This is a genomic window from Corallococcus sicarius (genome assembly GCF_003611735.1).
In the GTDB taxonomy this organism is placed as follows: domain Bacteria; phylum Myxococcota; class Myxococcia; order Myxococcales; family Myxococcaceae; genus Corallococcus; species Corallococcus sicarius.
On sequence record NZ_RAWG01000001.1, the window covers coordinates 104,735 to 122,539 of the forward strand.

Below are 17,805 nucleotides of genomic sequence, written 5' to 3' on the forward strand. Positions count from 1 at the left end.
CGCTGAAGGCCGCGTAGAGCGCTCCCAGCTCGCGCACCAGCACGCCTGCGGACCAGCCGTCGGAGACGATGTGGTGCAGTACGACCACCAGCAGGTGCTGCCGCTCCCCGGTGCGCAGCAGCGTCGCGCGCAAGAGCGGTCCCTCGCCCAGCTTGAAGGGTCGCAGCGCTTCGGCGCGAGCCAGTCGCCGGGCCCCGACCTCACGCTCGGAATCCGGGCGGTCGCGGAGGTCCAACCGCAGCAGTCCTGACTTCAGCTCGGAGGCGATGCGCTGGAAGGGGCGTCCCTCCGCGTCGGTGTGGAAGGTGGTGCGCAAGGCTTCGTGACGCTGGAGGAGCGCGTCGAACGCACGCTCCAAGGCCGATGCGTCGACCGCGCCCTCCAGGCGGATCACGTTGGGGATGTTGTAGAGCGGGCTGTCCGGCTCCAGCTGCTCCAGGAAGTACATCCGCTGCTGCGCGAACGACAGGGGCAGCGCGTCCGTGCGCGGCACCCGCACGAGCGCCGGAGCCGGTCGCGTGTCACCAGCTTGAGTCCGTGCCTCCACCCTGCGCGCCAGCTTCTCCACCGTCGGCGCGTCGAACAGCTCGCGCAGCGGCAGCTCCACGCCGAAGAGCCCGAGCACCCGCGCCACCACGCGCGTCGCCAGCAGCGAGTGGCCACCCAGCTCGAAGAAGTCGTCCCGAGGGCCCACCCGCTCCACGCCCAGCACCTGCGCGAAGAGACTCGCGAGCAGCTCCTCGGTCGGCGTGCGAAGGCCGCCAACATCCGAGTCCTTACGCGACTCGCCCTCCGGCGCCGGCAGGGCCTTGCGGTCCACCTTGCCGTTCGACGTGAGCGGCAGTGCTTCCAGCACCACCAGGGCCGACGGCACCAGGTACGCCGGCAGCTGCTCCTGGAGCGAGGCACGCAGGGCGGCGACATCCACCGCCTCGCCCGTGACGTAGCCCACCAGTCGCTTGTCTCCCGGCACGTCCTCGCGGACCACGACCACCGACTCACGCACCGAGGGCTGCCGCGACAACGCGGCTTCGATGTCTCCCAGCTCGATGCGGTAGCCCCGCACCTTCACCTGGAAGTCCGCGCGGCCCAGGTACTCCAGCTGCCCGTCCGCCCGCCACCGCGCCACGTCGCCCGTGCGGTACATCCGTGCGCCCGGCTCCGTGCTGAACGGATCCGGAATGAAGCGCTCCGCCGTCAGCTCCGGCCGCTGCTGGTAGCCACGCGTGACGCCGTCGCCCCCCACGTACAGCCCGCCTGCCACGCCCAGCGGCGCGGGGCGCAGACGCGCATCCAGCACGTACAGCCGGGTGTTCGCGATGGGCCGCCCGATGGGCACTCCGGCCGACACGTCCGCGTCGCGCGGCACGTCGTACACCGCGCACCCCACCACCGTCTCCGTGGGGCCGTACTCGTTGATGAGCCGCGTGCCCGGCATGTGCTGGCGCCAGAAGTCCAGGCTCGCGGGAGCCAGGGCCTCGCCGCCCACCACCAGGGCCCCCACGCGCCCCGCCGCCTCGGAGGCCGTCAGCGTCTGGCGCAGCAGCTCCCAGTGCGCCGGCGTCAGCTTCACCAGCGTGTAGTCCGCGCGGGCTCGCAGCGACCGGGCCAGACCCTCCACCCCGTCCGACTCCGGGAGCAACCACACGCCACGCCCCGCGACGAGCGGCACCAGCAGGCTCGTCACCGTCAGGTCGAACACCACCGGCGAGTGCACGGGTGCGCCAATGCCCCGCCCCAGTCCGTAGGCCTCCAGGGCCCAGGCGACGTAGTTGTTCAACCCGCCATGCGGCACCATGACGCCCTTGGGCTGACCGGTGCTGCCTGACGTGTAGAGCACGTAGGCGAGGTGACCCGCCGTCACGCCCGCGTCGCACGGCGTCTCCGGACGCGCGCGCACCTGGGCCTTGTGAGCGTCCAGCAGCACCACCCGCTCATCCGCGAGCGGCATCGTGTCCGCGAACCGCTTCAACGTGACGAGCACGGGCGCGCCCGCATCGGACAGCATGAAGCGCAGCCGCGACGCCGGGTACGACGCGTCCAGCGGCACGTACGCACCGCCGGCCTTCAGGATGCCCAGCAGACCCACCACCATCTGGGGCGAGCGGTCCACGCACAGGCCCACGCGCACTTCGGGCCCCACGCCCAGCTCGCGCAGGTGCCACGCGAGCTGGTTGGCCTGACGGTCCAGCTGCGCGTACGTGAGGACTTCGCCCTCGAAGCGCACGGCCTCCGCATCCGGCGTGCGTGCGGCCTGGGACTCGAACAGGTGATGCACGCAGGCATCCCGCGCGTAGTCGCGCGTGGTGTGGTTCCAATCCACCAGGACCTGCTGGCGCTCCGCTTCCGGGAGCAGGGGCAGGTCGCTCACGCGCTGGCCGGGCTCCTGGACGATGGCCTCCAGGAGGACCTGGAGGTGGGAGAGCATCCGCGTCGCGGTGGCGTCGTCGTAGAGGTCCGGGCTGTATTCGACCGCCGTGAGCAGTCCGTCGGCGGAGTCCGCCAGCGAGAGCGCCAGCTCGAACTTCGCCGCATCGGTGCCGGTCTCCACCGGGCGCAGGCGCAGGCCCCCCGGGAGCATCGCCTCGGCCGGAGGGGCGTTCTGGAACGTGAACATCACCTGGAACAGCGGCGGGCGGGACAGGTCGCGCTCGGGCTTGAGCGCCTCCACCAGCTTCTCGAACGGCACCTCCTGGTTCGACTGCGCGCCGAGCGTCGTCTCCCGCACCTGCTTGAGCAGCTCTCGGAACGTAAGCTCGCCGCCCAGCCGGGCGCGAAGGACCAGGGTGTTGACGAAGAAGCCGATGAGCCCTTCCAGCTCCGTGCGGTTGCGGCCCGCGACGGGCGTGCCCACGCTGACGTCGTCCTGCCCGCTGTAGCGCGACAGCATCACCTGCCACGCCGCCAGCAGCAGCATGAAGGGCGTCACGCCCTCCTTGCGGCCCAGGCTCCACAGCGCGTCACGCAGCGCCGGGGAGAGCGTCATCGACCGGCGGGCTCCCCGGACCAACGGAGAGGCCGTGCGCGGATGATCCGTGGGCAGCTCGATGACCCGGGGCGCACCTTCCAGCTGCTGCCGCCACCACGCCACCTGCGCGTCGAGCACCTCGTCCTTCAACCAGCCGCGCTGCCATGCGGCGTAGTCCACGTACTGCACCGCCAGCTCCCGCAGCGGCGAGGGGCGTCCGGCCAACCGGGCCGCGTACAGCGCGACGACCTCGCGCACGAGGACGCCCATGGACCAACCGTCGGAGACGATGTGGTGCATGACCATCGCGAGCACGTGTTCGCGCTCACCCGTGCGCACCAGTCGCGTGCGCAGCAGGGGTCCCCGAGCGAGGTCGAACGGCGCGCGCGTCCACGCATCGACGAGGCGGCGGGCCTCGGCGTCGCGCTCCGGGTGCGCGCTCACGTCGATGACGTCCCACGCCAGGGTCCCCGGCGGGGAGATGCTCTGGAAGGGCGTTCCGTCGACCGCCTGGATGGTGGTGCGCAGGGCCTCGTGCCGACGCACCAGCTCCGTCAGCGCATGCTCCAGGGCGGCCACGTCCAGCGTGCCCTCCAGTTGGACCGCGGTCGCCACGTTGTAGGCGGCGCTGCCCGGCTGGAGCTGATCCAGGAACCACAGGCGCTGCTGCGCGAACGACAGCGGCAGCTCACCGCTGCGCACCGTCGGCGTCAGCGGCGGCACCTTCACGCCCTGCCGTGCGCGCAGCGCTTCGTCCACGCGCGTCGCGAGGGTCGCGACGGTCGGCGCCTCGAAGAGCGCGCGCAGGGGCAACTCCACCCCAAAGGCGCTCCTCACCCGCGACATCGCCTGCGTCGCCAGCAGCGAGTGCCCGCCCAGGTCGAAGAAGTTGTCCTCCGCACCTACGCGCGCGACGCCCAGCACCTGCGCCCACACCTGCGCCAGCAACTCCTCCGTCGGCGTACGCGGGGCCACGAAGTGCGCCGTCTCCTGCGCTCCGTCCGGCGTCGGCAGGGCCTTGCGGTCCACCTTCCCGTTCGGCGTCAGTGGCAACGCGTCCAGCACCACGAAGGCGGCCGGCACCATGTACTCCGGCAGTCGCTCGCGCAGGAAGTCGCGCAACTGCACGCTGTCCGTGCCCTCCGGTGCCACCACGTATGCGATGAGGCGGCGCGGGTCCTCGCGCAGCAGCACCACCGCCGTGCGCACCGCGGGGTGCTTGCCCAGCACCGATTCGATTTCGCCCAGCTCCACGCGGAAGCCACGCAGCTTCACCTGCGTGTCCGCACGGCCCAGGAATTCAATGTTCCCGTCCGTCAGGTGCCGCGCCCTGTCTCCGGAGCGGTACAGCCGCGAGCCCGGTGCCCCGTAGGGATTCGGAACGAAGCGCTCCGCCGTCAATTCCGGACGGTGGCAGTAGCCACGCGTCACGCCTTCGCCGCCGATGTACAGCTCGCTCGCCACGCCCGCGGGCACCGGCTTCAACGCCGCGTCCAGCACGTACATCCGCACGTTCGCGAAGGGCTTCCCAATCGGCACCAGCCGGTTGTCCCCTGCCGCCAGCGCGTCACTCTCAAACCACGTGCTGTCGATGGTGGTTTCGCTGATGCCGTAGGAGTTGATGAGGCGCGTCTTTGCGCCAATCACACCCCGGATGCGCCGGTACTCATTCACGTACCAGGCGTCGGAGCCCGCGATGAGGACCTTCATCGCCTCCAGTCGCTGGCCCGTCTCCTCCAGGTGCTGCAACAGCCCGCGAAGCACCGCCGGGACGAACTCCGCGCAGTCGATGCGCTCCTCTTCCATCAACCCGTGCAGCCTCTGCGGCTCCAGCAGCCACTCGCGCGGGCAGAGCACCAGCTTCGCGCCCGAGCACAGCGCGCGGGACAAGTCGCCGCCGAAGACGTCGAAGGAGAAGCTCGCCATCTGCAGGTGGCTTCGGCACGCCTCCTTCAGCGCATAGCTTCGCTCCCAGCCCAGGTACGCGTTCGCCCAGCTGCGGTGCGAAACCATGACGCCCTTGGGCGTCCCCGTGCTTCCCGACGTGAAGACGACGTAGGCCAGATTCTCCGACTGCGCTGTCCGGGCCGGAGCCTCCGTGGACAGGCCCGCGCGTGCGGGGGCCTCCACGTCCAGCAGGTAGCGCGGCAGGCCCGGGGCCTCCACCGTGCCCTCTAGCGACTGCTGCGTCAGCAGCAGCGACATGCGCGACTCGGACACCATCAGCGCCAGGCGGTCCGCCGGGTAGGACGGATCCAGGGGCACATACGCGCCGCCTGCCTTCAGGATGCCCAGCAGCGCTACCAGCAGGCGCGGCGTGCGCTCCAGGCACACGCCCACCAGCACCTCCGGGCCCACGCCCTGGCTTCTCAGGTGGTGCGCCAATTGGTTCGCTTGCGCATCCAGCTCGCCGTACGTGAGTGCTTTCTCTCCCGGCGCCACCACCGCCGGTGCGTCCGGCGTCAGGCGTGCCTGGGCCGCGAAGCGCTCCGGAATCCCCTGCTCCGCGGGCAGCACCACGTCGGTGTCATTCCACTCCACCAGCACCCGCCGCCGCTCGGCCTCGCCCAGCATCGGCAGGTCCAGCACGCGTGCGTCCGGCTGGGCCGCGATGCCCTGCAGCAGCACACCGAAGTGCGCCAGCATCCGCTGCGCCGTCGCCGCGTCGAAGAGGTCGGTGCTGTACTCCAGCGAGGCCGCGAGCCCCTGGCCCGTCTCCGCCATGTCGAGGGACAGCTCGAACTTCGCCGTGCTGCCCTCGGTCTCCAGCGCACGCAGCGTGAGCCCCGAACCCGTGGTCGCCTCTGTGGAGGACGGCGCCGCGTTCTGGAGCGAGAACATCACCTGGAACAGCGGCGACCGGCTGAGGTTGCGCTCGGGCTTGAGCTCCTCCACCAGCTTCTCGAAGGGGACCTCCTGGTGCGCGTACGCGCCCAGCGTCGTCTCCTTCACCTGACGCAGCAGCTCCCGGAAGGACGGATTGCCCTCCAGGTTCGAGCGCAGCACCAGCGTGTTGACGAAGAAGCCGATGAGCCCTTCCAGCTCCGCGCGGTTGCGACCCGCGATGGGGGATCCGACGCTCACGTCCGTCTGGCCGCTGTAGCGCGACAGCAGCACCTGCCACGCGGCGAGCAACACCATGAAGGGCGTGGCGCCCTCCTTCTGCCCGAGCGCCTTCAGCGCGGCCTCCACCTCGCGGGGGAAGTGCGCGGACACCACCGCGCCGTTGACCGACGGCATCGCGGGGATGGGCCGGTCCGTGGGCAGCTCAATGGCCTGCGTGGCCCCGAGCAGCTGCTTGCGCCAGTACGCGAGCTGCGCTTCGAGCACGGGGCCCTGCAGCCATTCGCGCTGCCACGTCGCGTAGTCCACGTACTGGAGCGCCAGCTCCGGCAGCGGTGACGGCTTGCCCTGGCTGAACGCACCGTAGAGCGCGAGCAGCTCGCGCAGGAAGATGCCGCGCGACCAGCCGTCGGAGATGACGTGGTGCAGGGTCAGCAGCAACACGTGCTCCGTCGCGGTGAGCTTGAGCAGCATCGCGCGCAGCAGCGGCCCCACGGAGAGCGTGAAGGGCTGCTGCACGTCCCGGAACACCCGCAGGCGGGCTTCCGCCTCACGTGCCTCGACGGGGAGGACCTGCAGGTCCACCTCGATGAGCGCCACGGGCGCAGGGGGCGCGATGACCTGCGCCGCGCCGCCCTCCTCCGCGCGCAACGTCGTGCGCAGCACCTCGTGACGACGGACCAACTCATCCAGGCAACGCTGGAGCGCGGGGACGTCCAGGACGCCATCGAGCCGGACCGCGAGCGGGATGTTGTACTGCGGGTTCTGGGGGTCGAACTGATCCAGGAACCACAGTCGCTGCTGCGCGAAGGACAGCGGGTGGGACGCCGTGTTCCTGGGACGCGCCACCAGCGTCGCGGCAGGGGTGCCTGCGCTCTTCTGGCGCAGCTTGCGCATCAACAGGTCCTGCTTCTCGGGTGACAGGGACGAGAAACGCTTCGAGGTGTCACTCATTGGAAGTCTTCCTGTCGTGCGCCGGTTCCGCGTCCAGGAGGGCCTGCGCCTCGTCACTGGACAGTTCTTCCATCTCCGCCATCAGCCGCTCCAGCTCCGCGGGGTCCACCTGCGCGGCCTGGGCCTCCATCACGAGCACCGCGAGCGTCTCCACGGTGGGCGACTCGAACAACTTGCGCAGGGGCAGCTCCACTTCGAACGTCCGCCGGATCCGCGAGATGGCCTGCGTCGCCAGCAACGAGTGGCCCCCCAGTTCGAAGAAGCCATCGTGGATGCCCACGCGCTTCACACCCAGCAGCTCGGAGTAGATGTCCGCCAGCTGCTGCTCCAGCTCACTGCGCGGGGCGACGAACTCCCGGGCGCGGGGCTCGGAGTCGGCGTCGGGCACGGGCAGGGCCTTGCGGTCCACCTTGCCGTTGGCGTTGAGGGGCAGCGCCTCCAGCACCATCAGGGCCGACGGCACCATGTACTCCGGCAGCCGCCCCTTCAGCTCGCTTCGCAGCGTCGTGACGTCCAGGGCCTGCCCCGGCTTCGCCACCACGTACCCCACCAGTCGCTTGTCCCCAGGCACGTCCTCGCGCGCCACCACCACCGCTTCGCGCACGCCTTCGCAGGCGGCAAGCCCCGCCTCCACTTCACCCAGCTCCACGCGGTAGCCGCGCACCTTCAGCTGGAAGTCCACGCGGCCGAGGAACTCCAGCTTCCCGTCCTCCCGCTGCCGGACCTTGTCTCCCGTCCGGTACAGCCGCGCTCCGGGCTCCTCGCTGTACGCATCCGGCACGTACCGCTCCGCCGTGAGTTCCGGACGCCCCGCGTACCCGCGCGTCACCACCGCGCCGCCCACGTACAGCTCTCCCGCCACCCCTCGCGGCACCGGACGCCCGCTCGCGTCCAGCACGTACATCCGTGCATTGCCAATCGGCCGGCCCAGCGCCAGCGTCGCCGCGCCTTCATCCCACGTGCCCTCCACGGGGTTCGTCAGCACGCCGACCGTCGTCTCCGTCGGGCCGTAGTGGTTGAAGACGGCGCACTCCGGCGCAAGCCTCCGCACCGCCTCCACCAGCGCCCGGTCCGACGCCTCGCCGCCCACCACCAGTCGCTTCAGCGGCAGCACCTGCTTCGCATTCGGTCCACTCAGCAGCGCCCGCAGGTGCGAGGGCACCACCTTCAGGCCCTCCACCCGGTGCTCCTGCATGTACGCACCCAGCGCTTCCGCGTCCGAGGCCACGTCCTTCGCCACGAGGTGCAGCGTCCCGCCCCCGCACAGCATCGGGAAGACGGCCGTGTGCCCCAGGTCCGCCGCCAGCGTCGTCACCGACGCGAAGCTCATTCCCTCCGTCAGCTTCAGCCGGCCTCGGATGCTCTCCACGTAGTTGGCCAGCTGCCGGTGCTCCACCACCACGCCCTTCGGCCGCCCCGTGCTGCCTGACGTGAAGATGGCGTACACCGGGTTTTCACTCCGCACGCCCGACTCCACGCGCGCCGTATCCGCGGACACCTCCTCCACGATCAGCGTCTGGCACCCCAGGTTCGCCACCGCTCCCGCGAACACCCGCTGCGTCACCACCACTCGCAGCCCCGCATCCTCGGCAATCGCCTTCACTCGCGCCGTGGGGAAGGACGTGTCCATGGGCACGTATCCACCCCCGGCCTTGAGAATGCCGAGCATGCCCACGATGGACTCCACGGTGCGCTCCACGTAGAGGCCCACCAGCACCTCGGGCCCCACGCCCAGGGCTCGCAGTCGCTTCGCCACTCCGTTGGCTCGGGCGTCCAGCTCCGCGTAGGTGAGCTGACGGCCCTCCGCCACCACCGCCACGGCTCCGGGCACGCGCTCCACCTGCGCTTCAAACAGCGAGTGGATGCACTCCGACGGCACCGCCTCCGCCGTCTGGTTCCAGGTCTTCAAGACCCGTTGACGCTCGCCCTCCTCCATCAACGGAAGGGCTCCCACGGACACGTCCGGGTTCGCGGCGATGCCCTCCAGCAGCACCCGCAGGTGCTCCACCATCCGCTCCACCGTGGAGCGTTCGAACAGGTCCGTGCTGTACGTCAACGCGCCCTGGAAACCCTCCGGCGCATCACTCAGCGACAGGTTCAGGTCGAACTTGGCCTGCTGGTTCTCCAGCTCCAGGCGGCGCAGCTTCAGGTCGCGCAGCGTCAGCTCGGTGTCGACCTCGGTGTTGAGCACGAGCATCGCCTGGAACAGCGGCGTGCGGCCCAGGTCGCGCTCCGGGCGCAAGGCATCCACCAACCGCTCGAAAGGCACCTGCTGGTGCGCGAACGCTCCCAGCGTCGTCTCCTTCACGCGCCCGAGCACCTCGCGGAACCTGTCGGCCGGAGTCAGCCGCGTGCGCAGCACCAGCGTGTTGAGGAACAGGCCGATGAGCCCTTCCACCTCCGACTGGGTGCGGCCCGCCACGGGCGTGCCCACGCTGATGTCGCCCTGGCCGCTGTAGCGCGACAACAACACCTGCCAGGCCGCGAGCAGCACCATGAACGGCGTCGCGCCTTCCTTGCGTCCCAGCGCCCTCAGCGCATCCGTCAGCGACTTCGACCACCGCACGGACACCGAGCCACCCATCGCCGTGGGCGCCGCCGGCCGCACCTTGTCCGTCGGCAGCTCCAGCGCTGCCGGGGCTCCTTCCAGTTCGCGCCGCCACCAGCCGACCTGCTCCTCCAACGCCTCGCCCTGGAGCCAGCCGCGCTGCCACACCGCGTAGTCCGCGTACTGCAACGGCAGCTCGGGCAGGACGGCCTCTCGCTGCTCGATGCGCGCGGCATAGAGGGCGACAAGCTCCCGCACCAGCACTCCCGCGGACCAGCCGTCGGACACGATGTGGTGCATCGTCAGGAGCAGCAGGTGCTCCCGCTCCGCCATGCGCAGCAACGTGACGCGCAGGAGCGGACCGTGGCTCAGCTCGAACGGTCGCTGGGCTTCGGCCCGGGCCCGTCGCCAGGCCTCCGGCTCACGGCCGGCCTCGTCCAGACCGCGCAGGTCCACCACCGCCAGCGGGAAGGCGGGCGCTGCGGAGATGCGCTGGAAGGGCTTTCCGTCCTCGGCGTGGAACGTCGTCCGCAAGCCTTCGTGCCGGTGGATGAGGGCGTTGAACGCGTGCTCCAGCGCGCTCACGTCCAGGGCCCCCTCCAGCTTCAGGAGGCTCGGAATGTTGTAGAGCGCGCCTTGCGGCTCCAACTGCTCCAGGAACCACAACCGCTGCTGCGCGAACGACAGCGGCAACGGGCCGGTGCGCGGCGCCGCCTTCAGCGCGGGCACCCTGGGCGATACCTGCGCACGGGCGGCCTCCACCCGCAGGGCGAGCGCGGCCACGGTGGGGGCTTCGAACAGCGCACGCAGCGGCAACTCCACGCCGAGCGCGGCGCGGATCCGCGAGATGGCCTGCGTGGCCAGCAGCGAGTGGCCTCCCAGCTCCAGGAAGTCGTCGTGGATGCCGACCTGGGACACGCCCAGCAGCTCGCGCCAGGTCGCGGCCAGCGTCTCCTCCACCGGCGTGCGGGGCGCGACATACGTCGGCCCCTGCTCCGAGCGCACCGCGTCCGGCGCGGGCAGGGCCTTGCGGTCCACCTTGCCGTTCGGGGTGAGCGGCATCACGTCCAGGACCACGAACGCGGACGGCACCATGTGTTCGGGCAGCTTCTCGTCCAGGTGGCGGCGCAGCGCGGCCACGTCCACCGTCTCGTCCTCCTGGGCCACGACGTAGGCCACGAGGCGCCGGTCTCCGGGCACGTCCTGGCGGGCGAGCACCACGGCCTCGCGCACCGAGCCCGCGCCCGCGAGCACCGCTTCGATCTCGCCCAGCTCGATGCGGAAGCCGCGCACCTTGACCTGGTGGTCGGTGCGGCCAACGAACTCCAGCGCTCCGTCCGCGCGGTAGCGGACCAGGTCGCCCGTCCGGTACAGCCGCGCCCCCGGCTCCGGGCTGAACGGATCCGGCACGAAGCGCTCCGCCGTCTGCTCCGGCCGGCCCAGGTAGCCCCGGCCCACGCCGACGCCTCCGATGAACAGCTCTCCCGCGATGCCCACGGGCACGGGCGCGCGCGTCCCATCCAGCACGTAGGCGCGCACGTTCGGATACGGCCGGCCAATGGGCGGCGTCCCGGAGCCCGGTGCGCAGACCGCGCTCGTCACCGTGATGCTCGCCTCGGTGGGACCGTAGGAGTTCACGAAGCGGCGACCGGCCGCCCAGCGGTCCATCAACTCCGCCGAGCACGCCTCCGCGCCCGTCACCACCGTCTGGAGCGTGGGGAAGTCCTCGGGGGACAGCACCGCCAGCGTGGAGGGCAGCAGCACAGAGGTGGTGATGTTGCGCTCACGCATCAGTCGCGCGAGTTCGGGGCCGGGCTGCAGGGCCTCGCGAGGCGCCAGCACCAGGGTCCCACCGGCCGCGAGCGTGGAGAAGATCTCCAGCAGCGACACGTCGAAGCTCATCGACACGAACTGGAGCGTGCGCGTGCCGGGCCCCACGTCGAAGTCCCGCACGGCGTGGACCAGCGTGTTGACGATGCCCCGGTGCTCGACGAGGGTGCCCTTCGGCTGGCCCGTGCTGCCCGACGTGTAGATGACGTACGCCAGGTGACGCCCCCCGGCGAAGGTGCCCAGGTTGCCCGTGCCCTGGCGCGCGAGGCTCGCGGCGTCGGAGTCCACGCAGAGCAGCTGCTCTCCACGCGAGGGCAGCTCGTCCGCGATGGACTCGCGGGTGACGAGCACCGGCACCCGCGAATCCTCCAGCAGGAACGCGAGCCGGTGCGACGGGTAGTCCGGATCCATGGGCACGTAGGCCCCGCCCGCCTTGAGGATGCCGAGCAATGCCATCAGCAGCTCGGGGGAGCGCTCCAGGCACACGCCCACGCGGACCTCCGGCCCCACGCCGAGGAGCTTCAGCTGGCGGGCCAGCTGGTTGGCGCGCGCGTTCAGCTCGCCGTACGTCCAACGCGTGTCGCCCAGCTCCACGGCGACGCCGTCCGGCGTGCGCTCCGCCTGCGCCTCGAAGAGGCCGTGCAGCGAAGCCTCCTCCTCCAGCGGCGCGACGGCGGTGTTCCAGCCCTTCAGCACCTGGTGCCGTTCGTCCTGCGTGAGCAGCGAGAGGTCGCGGACGTGGGCGTCGGGAGCAGCGACGGCGATGCCCTCCAGCACCGTGCGCCAGTGGCCCATCAAGCGGGTGATGGCTTCCGCGTCGAAGCGCGACAACTGGTAGGACAGGCGCAGGCCCAGCTTCTCACCGGGCAACACCGCGGGGGCCAGCGGCAGCGTCAGCCGCTCGCGGCCCTCGAAGTCGCGCACGTCCAGGCCGCGGGCCCGCTGCTGGATGGCCTCGTCGATGGGGTAGTTCTCGACAACGACGAGGCTCTCGAAGAGCGGCTGTCCACGGGGCAGCTCGCTCCAGCCCTGTACCTGGACCAGCGGGCAGTGCTCATGGGCGCTCAGCGCCACCTGCTGCGTCTGGATGCCGCGCAGCCAGGACACCAGCGTGTCTTCCGGCGCGATCCGCACGCGCAGCGGAAGGGAGTTGATGAACAGGCCCATCATCCCCTCCACCCCCGGAAGCTCCGAGGGGCGACCCGAGACGGTGGTGCCAAAGACGACGTCCTGCTCACCGCTGTAGCGGCTCAGCAGCAGCGCCCATGCGCCCTGCACCACCGCGCCCAGCGTGAGCTGGTGGCGACGCGCGAAGGACTCCAGCGCGGAGGTGGTCTCCGCCAGGAGGGCGATCTCTTGCGAGCCGTGCTGGTGGACCGCCTCGCTGTCGTTGAAGCCCGCGCCCTTGTCCAGGGGCAGCGGCGTGGGAGCGGTGAAGCCCGCGAGCCGCTCGCGCCAGAACGCCTCGGAGCGGGCCGGCTCCTGCCGCCCCAGCCATTCGATGTAGTCCCGGAACGCGGGTCGCGCCGTGGCCAGCGCGGGCTGCTCGCGCGTGAAGGCGTCGTAGAACCCGAACAGGTCCTGCATCACCAGGCCCAGGCTCCAACCGTCGAGCAGGGTGTGGTGGAAGCTCCAGATGAGCCGGTGGACGTTCGTGTCCAGGCGCACCAGCGCCACGCGCAGCAGCGGGCCCGCCACGAGGTCGAAGCCCCGGGCGCGGTCCTCTTCCAGGAACGTGTCCAGTTGCTGCCGCTGCGCCTCGGGGGACTGGCCGCTCCAATCCAGCTCCGCCCACGGCAGCGCCGCCTGACGGCGCACCACCTGCAACGGCGCGTCCAGCCCCTCCCAGAGGAGCGTCGTGCGCAGCACCGCGTTGCGTGCCACCAACGCTTCCCAGGCACGCCGCAGCGCTCGCGCGTCCAGCTGCGCATGGAAGGCCCAGGAGAGCTGCTCGAAGTACACGCCCGACTTCGGCGCCAGCAGCGCGTGGAAGAGCATGCCCTGCTGCATCGGCGACAGCGGGTAGATGTCCTCCAGGTCCGTCGTCACGGCCTGCACTCGCGCGAGTGAGCGTGCATCCAGCTTCGCCAGCGGGAAGTCGGCCGGCGTGTACTTCGCCGCGTCCGGCGTCTGACGGCCCGCCACCAGCGTCCGCAATGCTTCGGTGTACGCCCGCGCCAGCGCTTCCACCGTGGCCCGCGTGTGCAGTGCTTCGCTGTACGTCCACGTCACTTCCAGCCGGCCCCCCACCACCAGCCCATTCACCTCCAGCACATGGCTTCGCTGGCCGCCCTGCCCCATCGCCGGGCCCGAGGACTCCTTCGCCAGCGTGAAGCCCCCCGCGCCATTCGCCAGCGCGTCGAACTGCCCCAGGTAGTTGAAGGCCACCTGGGCCTTGGGCGCCCCCTTCAGCTTCGCCACCACCGCCGCCGGGCCCTGGTAGCGCAGCAGGCCGTAGCCCACGCCCTTGCCCGGCACCTGCCGCAGCGTGTCTCGCACCGCCCGCAGCGTGTCTCCGGGCGTGCCTGCGCCCGGCACGTCCAGCACCACCGGGTACAGCGAGGTGAACCAGCCCACCGTGCGCGTCACGTCCACGTCCGCGAAGAGCTCCTCGCGGCCGTGGCCCTCCACGTCCACCCGCACCTGCGCCTGGCCCGTCCACTGCGTCAGCACCCGCGCCAGCGCCGCCACCAGCACTTCATTCACGCTGGCCCGGTATGCCGCCGGCACCTCCTGGAGCAGCACCCGCGTCTCTTCCGCGTCCAGCCCCGCCACCACGCCGCGCGCCGACGCCACGGTGTTCTCACCCGTCGTGTCCACGGGCAGCGCGGGCACATCCTGCGCCTGCGAGAGCCACCACGCCGCTTCCTTCTCCAGTTCCGGCCCGCGCGCGTACGCCTCCAGCTTGCGCGCCCAGGCCTGGAAGGACGTCGTCTTGGGCGGCAACTCCACCGCGCGGCCCTCTCGCCGCTGCGCGTACGCCGTGCCCAGGTCCTCCAGCAGCACCCGCCACGACACGCCGTCCACCACCAGGTGGTGCACCACCAGCAGCAGCCGTGACGTCTTGCCCGCTCCGCGCTCCATCAGCAGCGCGCGCAACAGCAGGCCTTCCTCCAACCGAAGTCCCTGCTGGAGTTCCTTCGCGGCAACCGCCAGCGCATCACTCTGGGCCGCCTCATCCTCCGCGAGTGAGGACAGGTCGAGCCGCTGCAACAGGGCCCCGTTTCCAAGGCCGGCGTTGTGCTGCGTCCAACCCGCGTCGCCGCGCGCGTAGCGCATCCGCAGCGAATCGTGGTGGGTGACGAGCGCCCGCAGCGCCTCCTCCAACCGCTCCGCCTCCACCCCTTCCTTCGCCTCCAGCAGCACCGCCTGGTTGAAGTGGTGCGCCTCCGGCAGCTCCCTCTCGAAGAACCAGCGCTGGATCGGCGTCAGGGGCACTTCGCCTTCCACCACGCCCTGCTCTCCAACCGCCCCGCGCCCCTCCTCCACCACCTTCGCCAGCTGCTCCACCGTCGGGTGCTGGAACAGCTGCTTCGGCGTCACCTTCAGGCCTGCCTGCCCTGCCTTCGCCACCACCTGGATGCTCAGGATGGAGTCGCCGCCCAGCGCGAAGAAGTTCTCGCGCACGCCCACCCTCGCCACGCCCAGCACCCGGGCCCACACGGCCGCCAGGGTCTCTTCGGTCCTCGACTTCGGTGCGTCGTACGACTCGTCCGCGGACCCCACCTGCTCCGGCGCGGGCAGGGCCTTGCGGTTCACCTTGCCGTTGGGGGTCAGCGGCAGCGCGTCCAGGACGACGAAGGCCGCGGGCACCATGTACTCCGGCAGCCTCGCCTTCAGGTCCGCGCGCAAGCCTTCCGCCGTCACTCCCGTGCCGGGCTGTCCCACGACGTACGCCACCAGCCGGCGGTGGCCCGGCGTGTCCTCGCGCACCACCACCACGCTCTCGCGCACGTCCTCGCGCTGGATCAGCGCCGCTTCGACTTCGCCCAGCTCGATGCGGAAGCCGCGCACCTTCACCTGCGAGTCCAGGCGGCCCAGGAAGATCACCGCTCCGCCCGGTGACTGCTTCACGAGGTCGCCCGTGCGGTACAGCCGGGCCCCCTGCCGCGAGCTGAACGGGTGCGGCACGAACTTCTCCGCCGTCAGCGCCGGCCGCCCCAGGTAGCCCAGCGCCAGACCGTCGCCGCCGATGTACAGCTCGCCGGGAACACCGACGGGCACGGGCTGAAGCCGCGTGTCCAGGACGTACAGCTCCGTGTTGGACAGCGCCTTCCCGATGGGCACCGTCAACGCGTCCCCGGGAACCTCTGTCACCTCGTGCCACGTGGCGAACGTGGTGCTCTCCGTAGGGCCGTAGACGTTCATCAGCTTGCCGGGCGCTCCACGCGCGAGCACCGTGCGCATCGCCCCCGGATCCACCGCCTCGCCGCCCACGTGGAGCTGGCGCAACGTCTGGAACGTCTCCGCGGACTGCGCCACCAACTGGTTGAAGAGCGCGGTCGTGACGAAGAGCGTGCTGATGCGCTCATTGCGCAGATAGGCCGCGAACGCCGCGGGCGACAGGGCCACATCCCGCGTCACGCCCACCAGCCGCGCACCGTGGAACAGCGCACCCCAGACCTCGAACGTCGCCGCGTCGAACGAGGCATTCGACGCCTGCGCGATGCGGTCCTCGGCCGTCAGCTGGATGAAGTTCGTCTCCACCAACAGTCGAACCACCGCCCGGTGCGGGACCCAGACGCCCTTGGGCGTCCCCGTGCTGCCGGACGTGTAGATGACGTAGGCCGGTTCTTCCGCCTCCACGCCGCTCTCCGGCGCGTGCGTCGGCTCCGCATCCAGCGAGCCTTCGTCCAGGTCCACCACCCGCGACGGGCCTTCCGGCAGCGCGCCTCGTAGCGACGCCTGCGTCACCAGGACTTCCACGCCAGCGTCCCGCACCATGAAGGCCAGCCGCTCGGGCGGGTAGCTCGCGTCCAGCGGCACGTATGCGGCGCCGGCCTTGAGGATGCCCAGCATCCCCTCCACCATCCCCACGCCGCGCTCCACGCACAGGCCCACGCGCGAGCCGCGCCCCACGCCCAGCTTCCGCAGCCGGTGCGCGAGCTGGTTCGCCCGCGTCTCCACCTGCCGGAACGTCCGCTGCGCTCCAGCGAAGTGCAGCGCCAACGCGTCGGGGGTGCGCTCCACCTGCGCCGTCACCAGCGTGTGGATGCACTGCTCGCGCGGGTACGCCGTGCGCGTCGCATTCCACGCCACCACCTGCCGCTGCCGCTCCTCCGCCGTCAGCAGCGGGAGCCGCCCCACCTTCGCGTCCGGATCCGCGGCGATGGCCGTCAGCAGCACCTCCAGGTGCCCTGCCATCCGCGCCACCGTCGCCGCGTCGAACAGGTCGGTGTTGTACTCAATCGACCCCGCGAACCCCGCGGGCGTGTCCGACAGCGACAGCGTCAGCTCGTACTTGGCCGTGCGGTCATCCGCGTCGAGCGGACGCAGGGACAACCCGGGCAGCTGCTGTTCGGACAGTGCCTCCTGCTGGAGCGCGAACATCACCTGGAACAACGGCGAACGGCGCAGGTCCCGCTCCGGGCTCAGCGCTTCCACCAGGTTCTCGAAAGGGACCTCCTGGTGCGTGAAGGCTCCGAGCGTCGCCTCGCGCACCCGCGCCAGCACGTCGCGGAACGTGGGCTCGCCGTCGAACCGCGTCCGCAGCACGAGCGTGTTGACGAAGAAGCCGATGAGACCTTCCAGCTCCGTACGGTTGCGCCCCGCGATGGGCGTGCCCACGCTGATGTCGTCCTGCCCGCTGTAGCGCGACAGCAGCACCTGCCACGCCGCGAGCAGCAGCATGAACGACGTCACGCCCTCGCTCCGGCTACGGACCCTCAGGGACTCGGACAGCGCGGCGCTCAGCACCACGGGCCGCCGCGCGCCCCGGAAGGACTGGACCGCCGGACGGGGCCGGTCGGTCGTCAGCTCCAGCGCGGACGGCGCGCCTTCCAACTGCCGCGTCCACCACGAGAGCTGCGCCTGGAGCGCCTCTCCCTGCAACCAGCCTCGCTGCCACGCCGCGTAGTCCGCGTACTGCACCGGCAGCGCAGGCAGCGTCGAGGGCTTGTCCGTGCGGAATGCCTCGTAGAGCGCGGTCAGCTCGCGCACGAGGACGCCCATGGACCAGCCGTCGGAGACGATGTGGTGCATCGTCAGCAACAGGTCATGCTGTCGCTCCGCGAGCCGCACCAGCGCGCTGCGGAAGAGCGGCCCTCGCGCGAGCTGGAACGGACGGCGGGCTTCATCGCCTGCAATCCTGCGGGCCTCGACTTCACGCTCCGCTTCGGGCAGCGCCGACACGTCCACGAGCGTGAGGGGCAGCTCCCAGTCCGGCATCACGATCTGCGCGGGATGGCCTTCATCCGCGCGGATGAGGGTCCGCAGCGTGTCA

2 protein-coding genes (both only partly in view) are annotated in these 17,805 nt (G+C 71.0%); both read right to left on the reverse strand.

The annotated features are described in order from the left end of the window. A protein-coding gene (locus tag D7X12_RS00225) for a non-ribosomal peptide synthase/polyketide synthase (protein WP_120623239.1) crosses the window boundary here: on the reverse strand, nucleotides 1-6,985 show its 5' portion. 10,541 nt of this gene lie to the left of the window's left edge; the window shows 6,985 of its 17,526 coding nt (coding positions 1-6,985); it begins with the start codon at nucleotides 6,983-6,985; its stop codon lies off the left edge, out of view. After that, on the reverse strand, nucleotides 6,978-17,805 hold the 3' portion of the coding sequence (locus tag D7X12_RS00230) for a non-ribosomal peptide synthase/polyketide synthase (protein WP_120623240.1). It continues 13,220 nt past the right edge of the window; the window shows 10,828 of its 24,048 coding nt (coding positions 13,221-24,048); its start codon lies beyond the right edge, outside the window — the gene reads right to left on this strand; the stop codon is at nucleotides 6,978-6,980. The genes D7X12_RS00225 and D7X12_RS00230 overlap by 8 nt, the downstream gene beginning before the upstream one ends.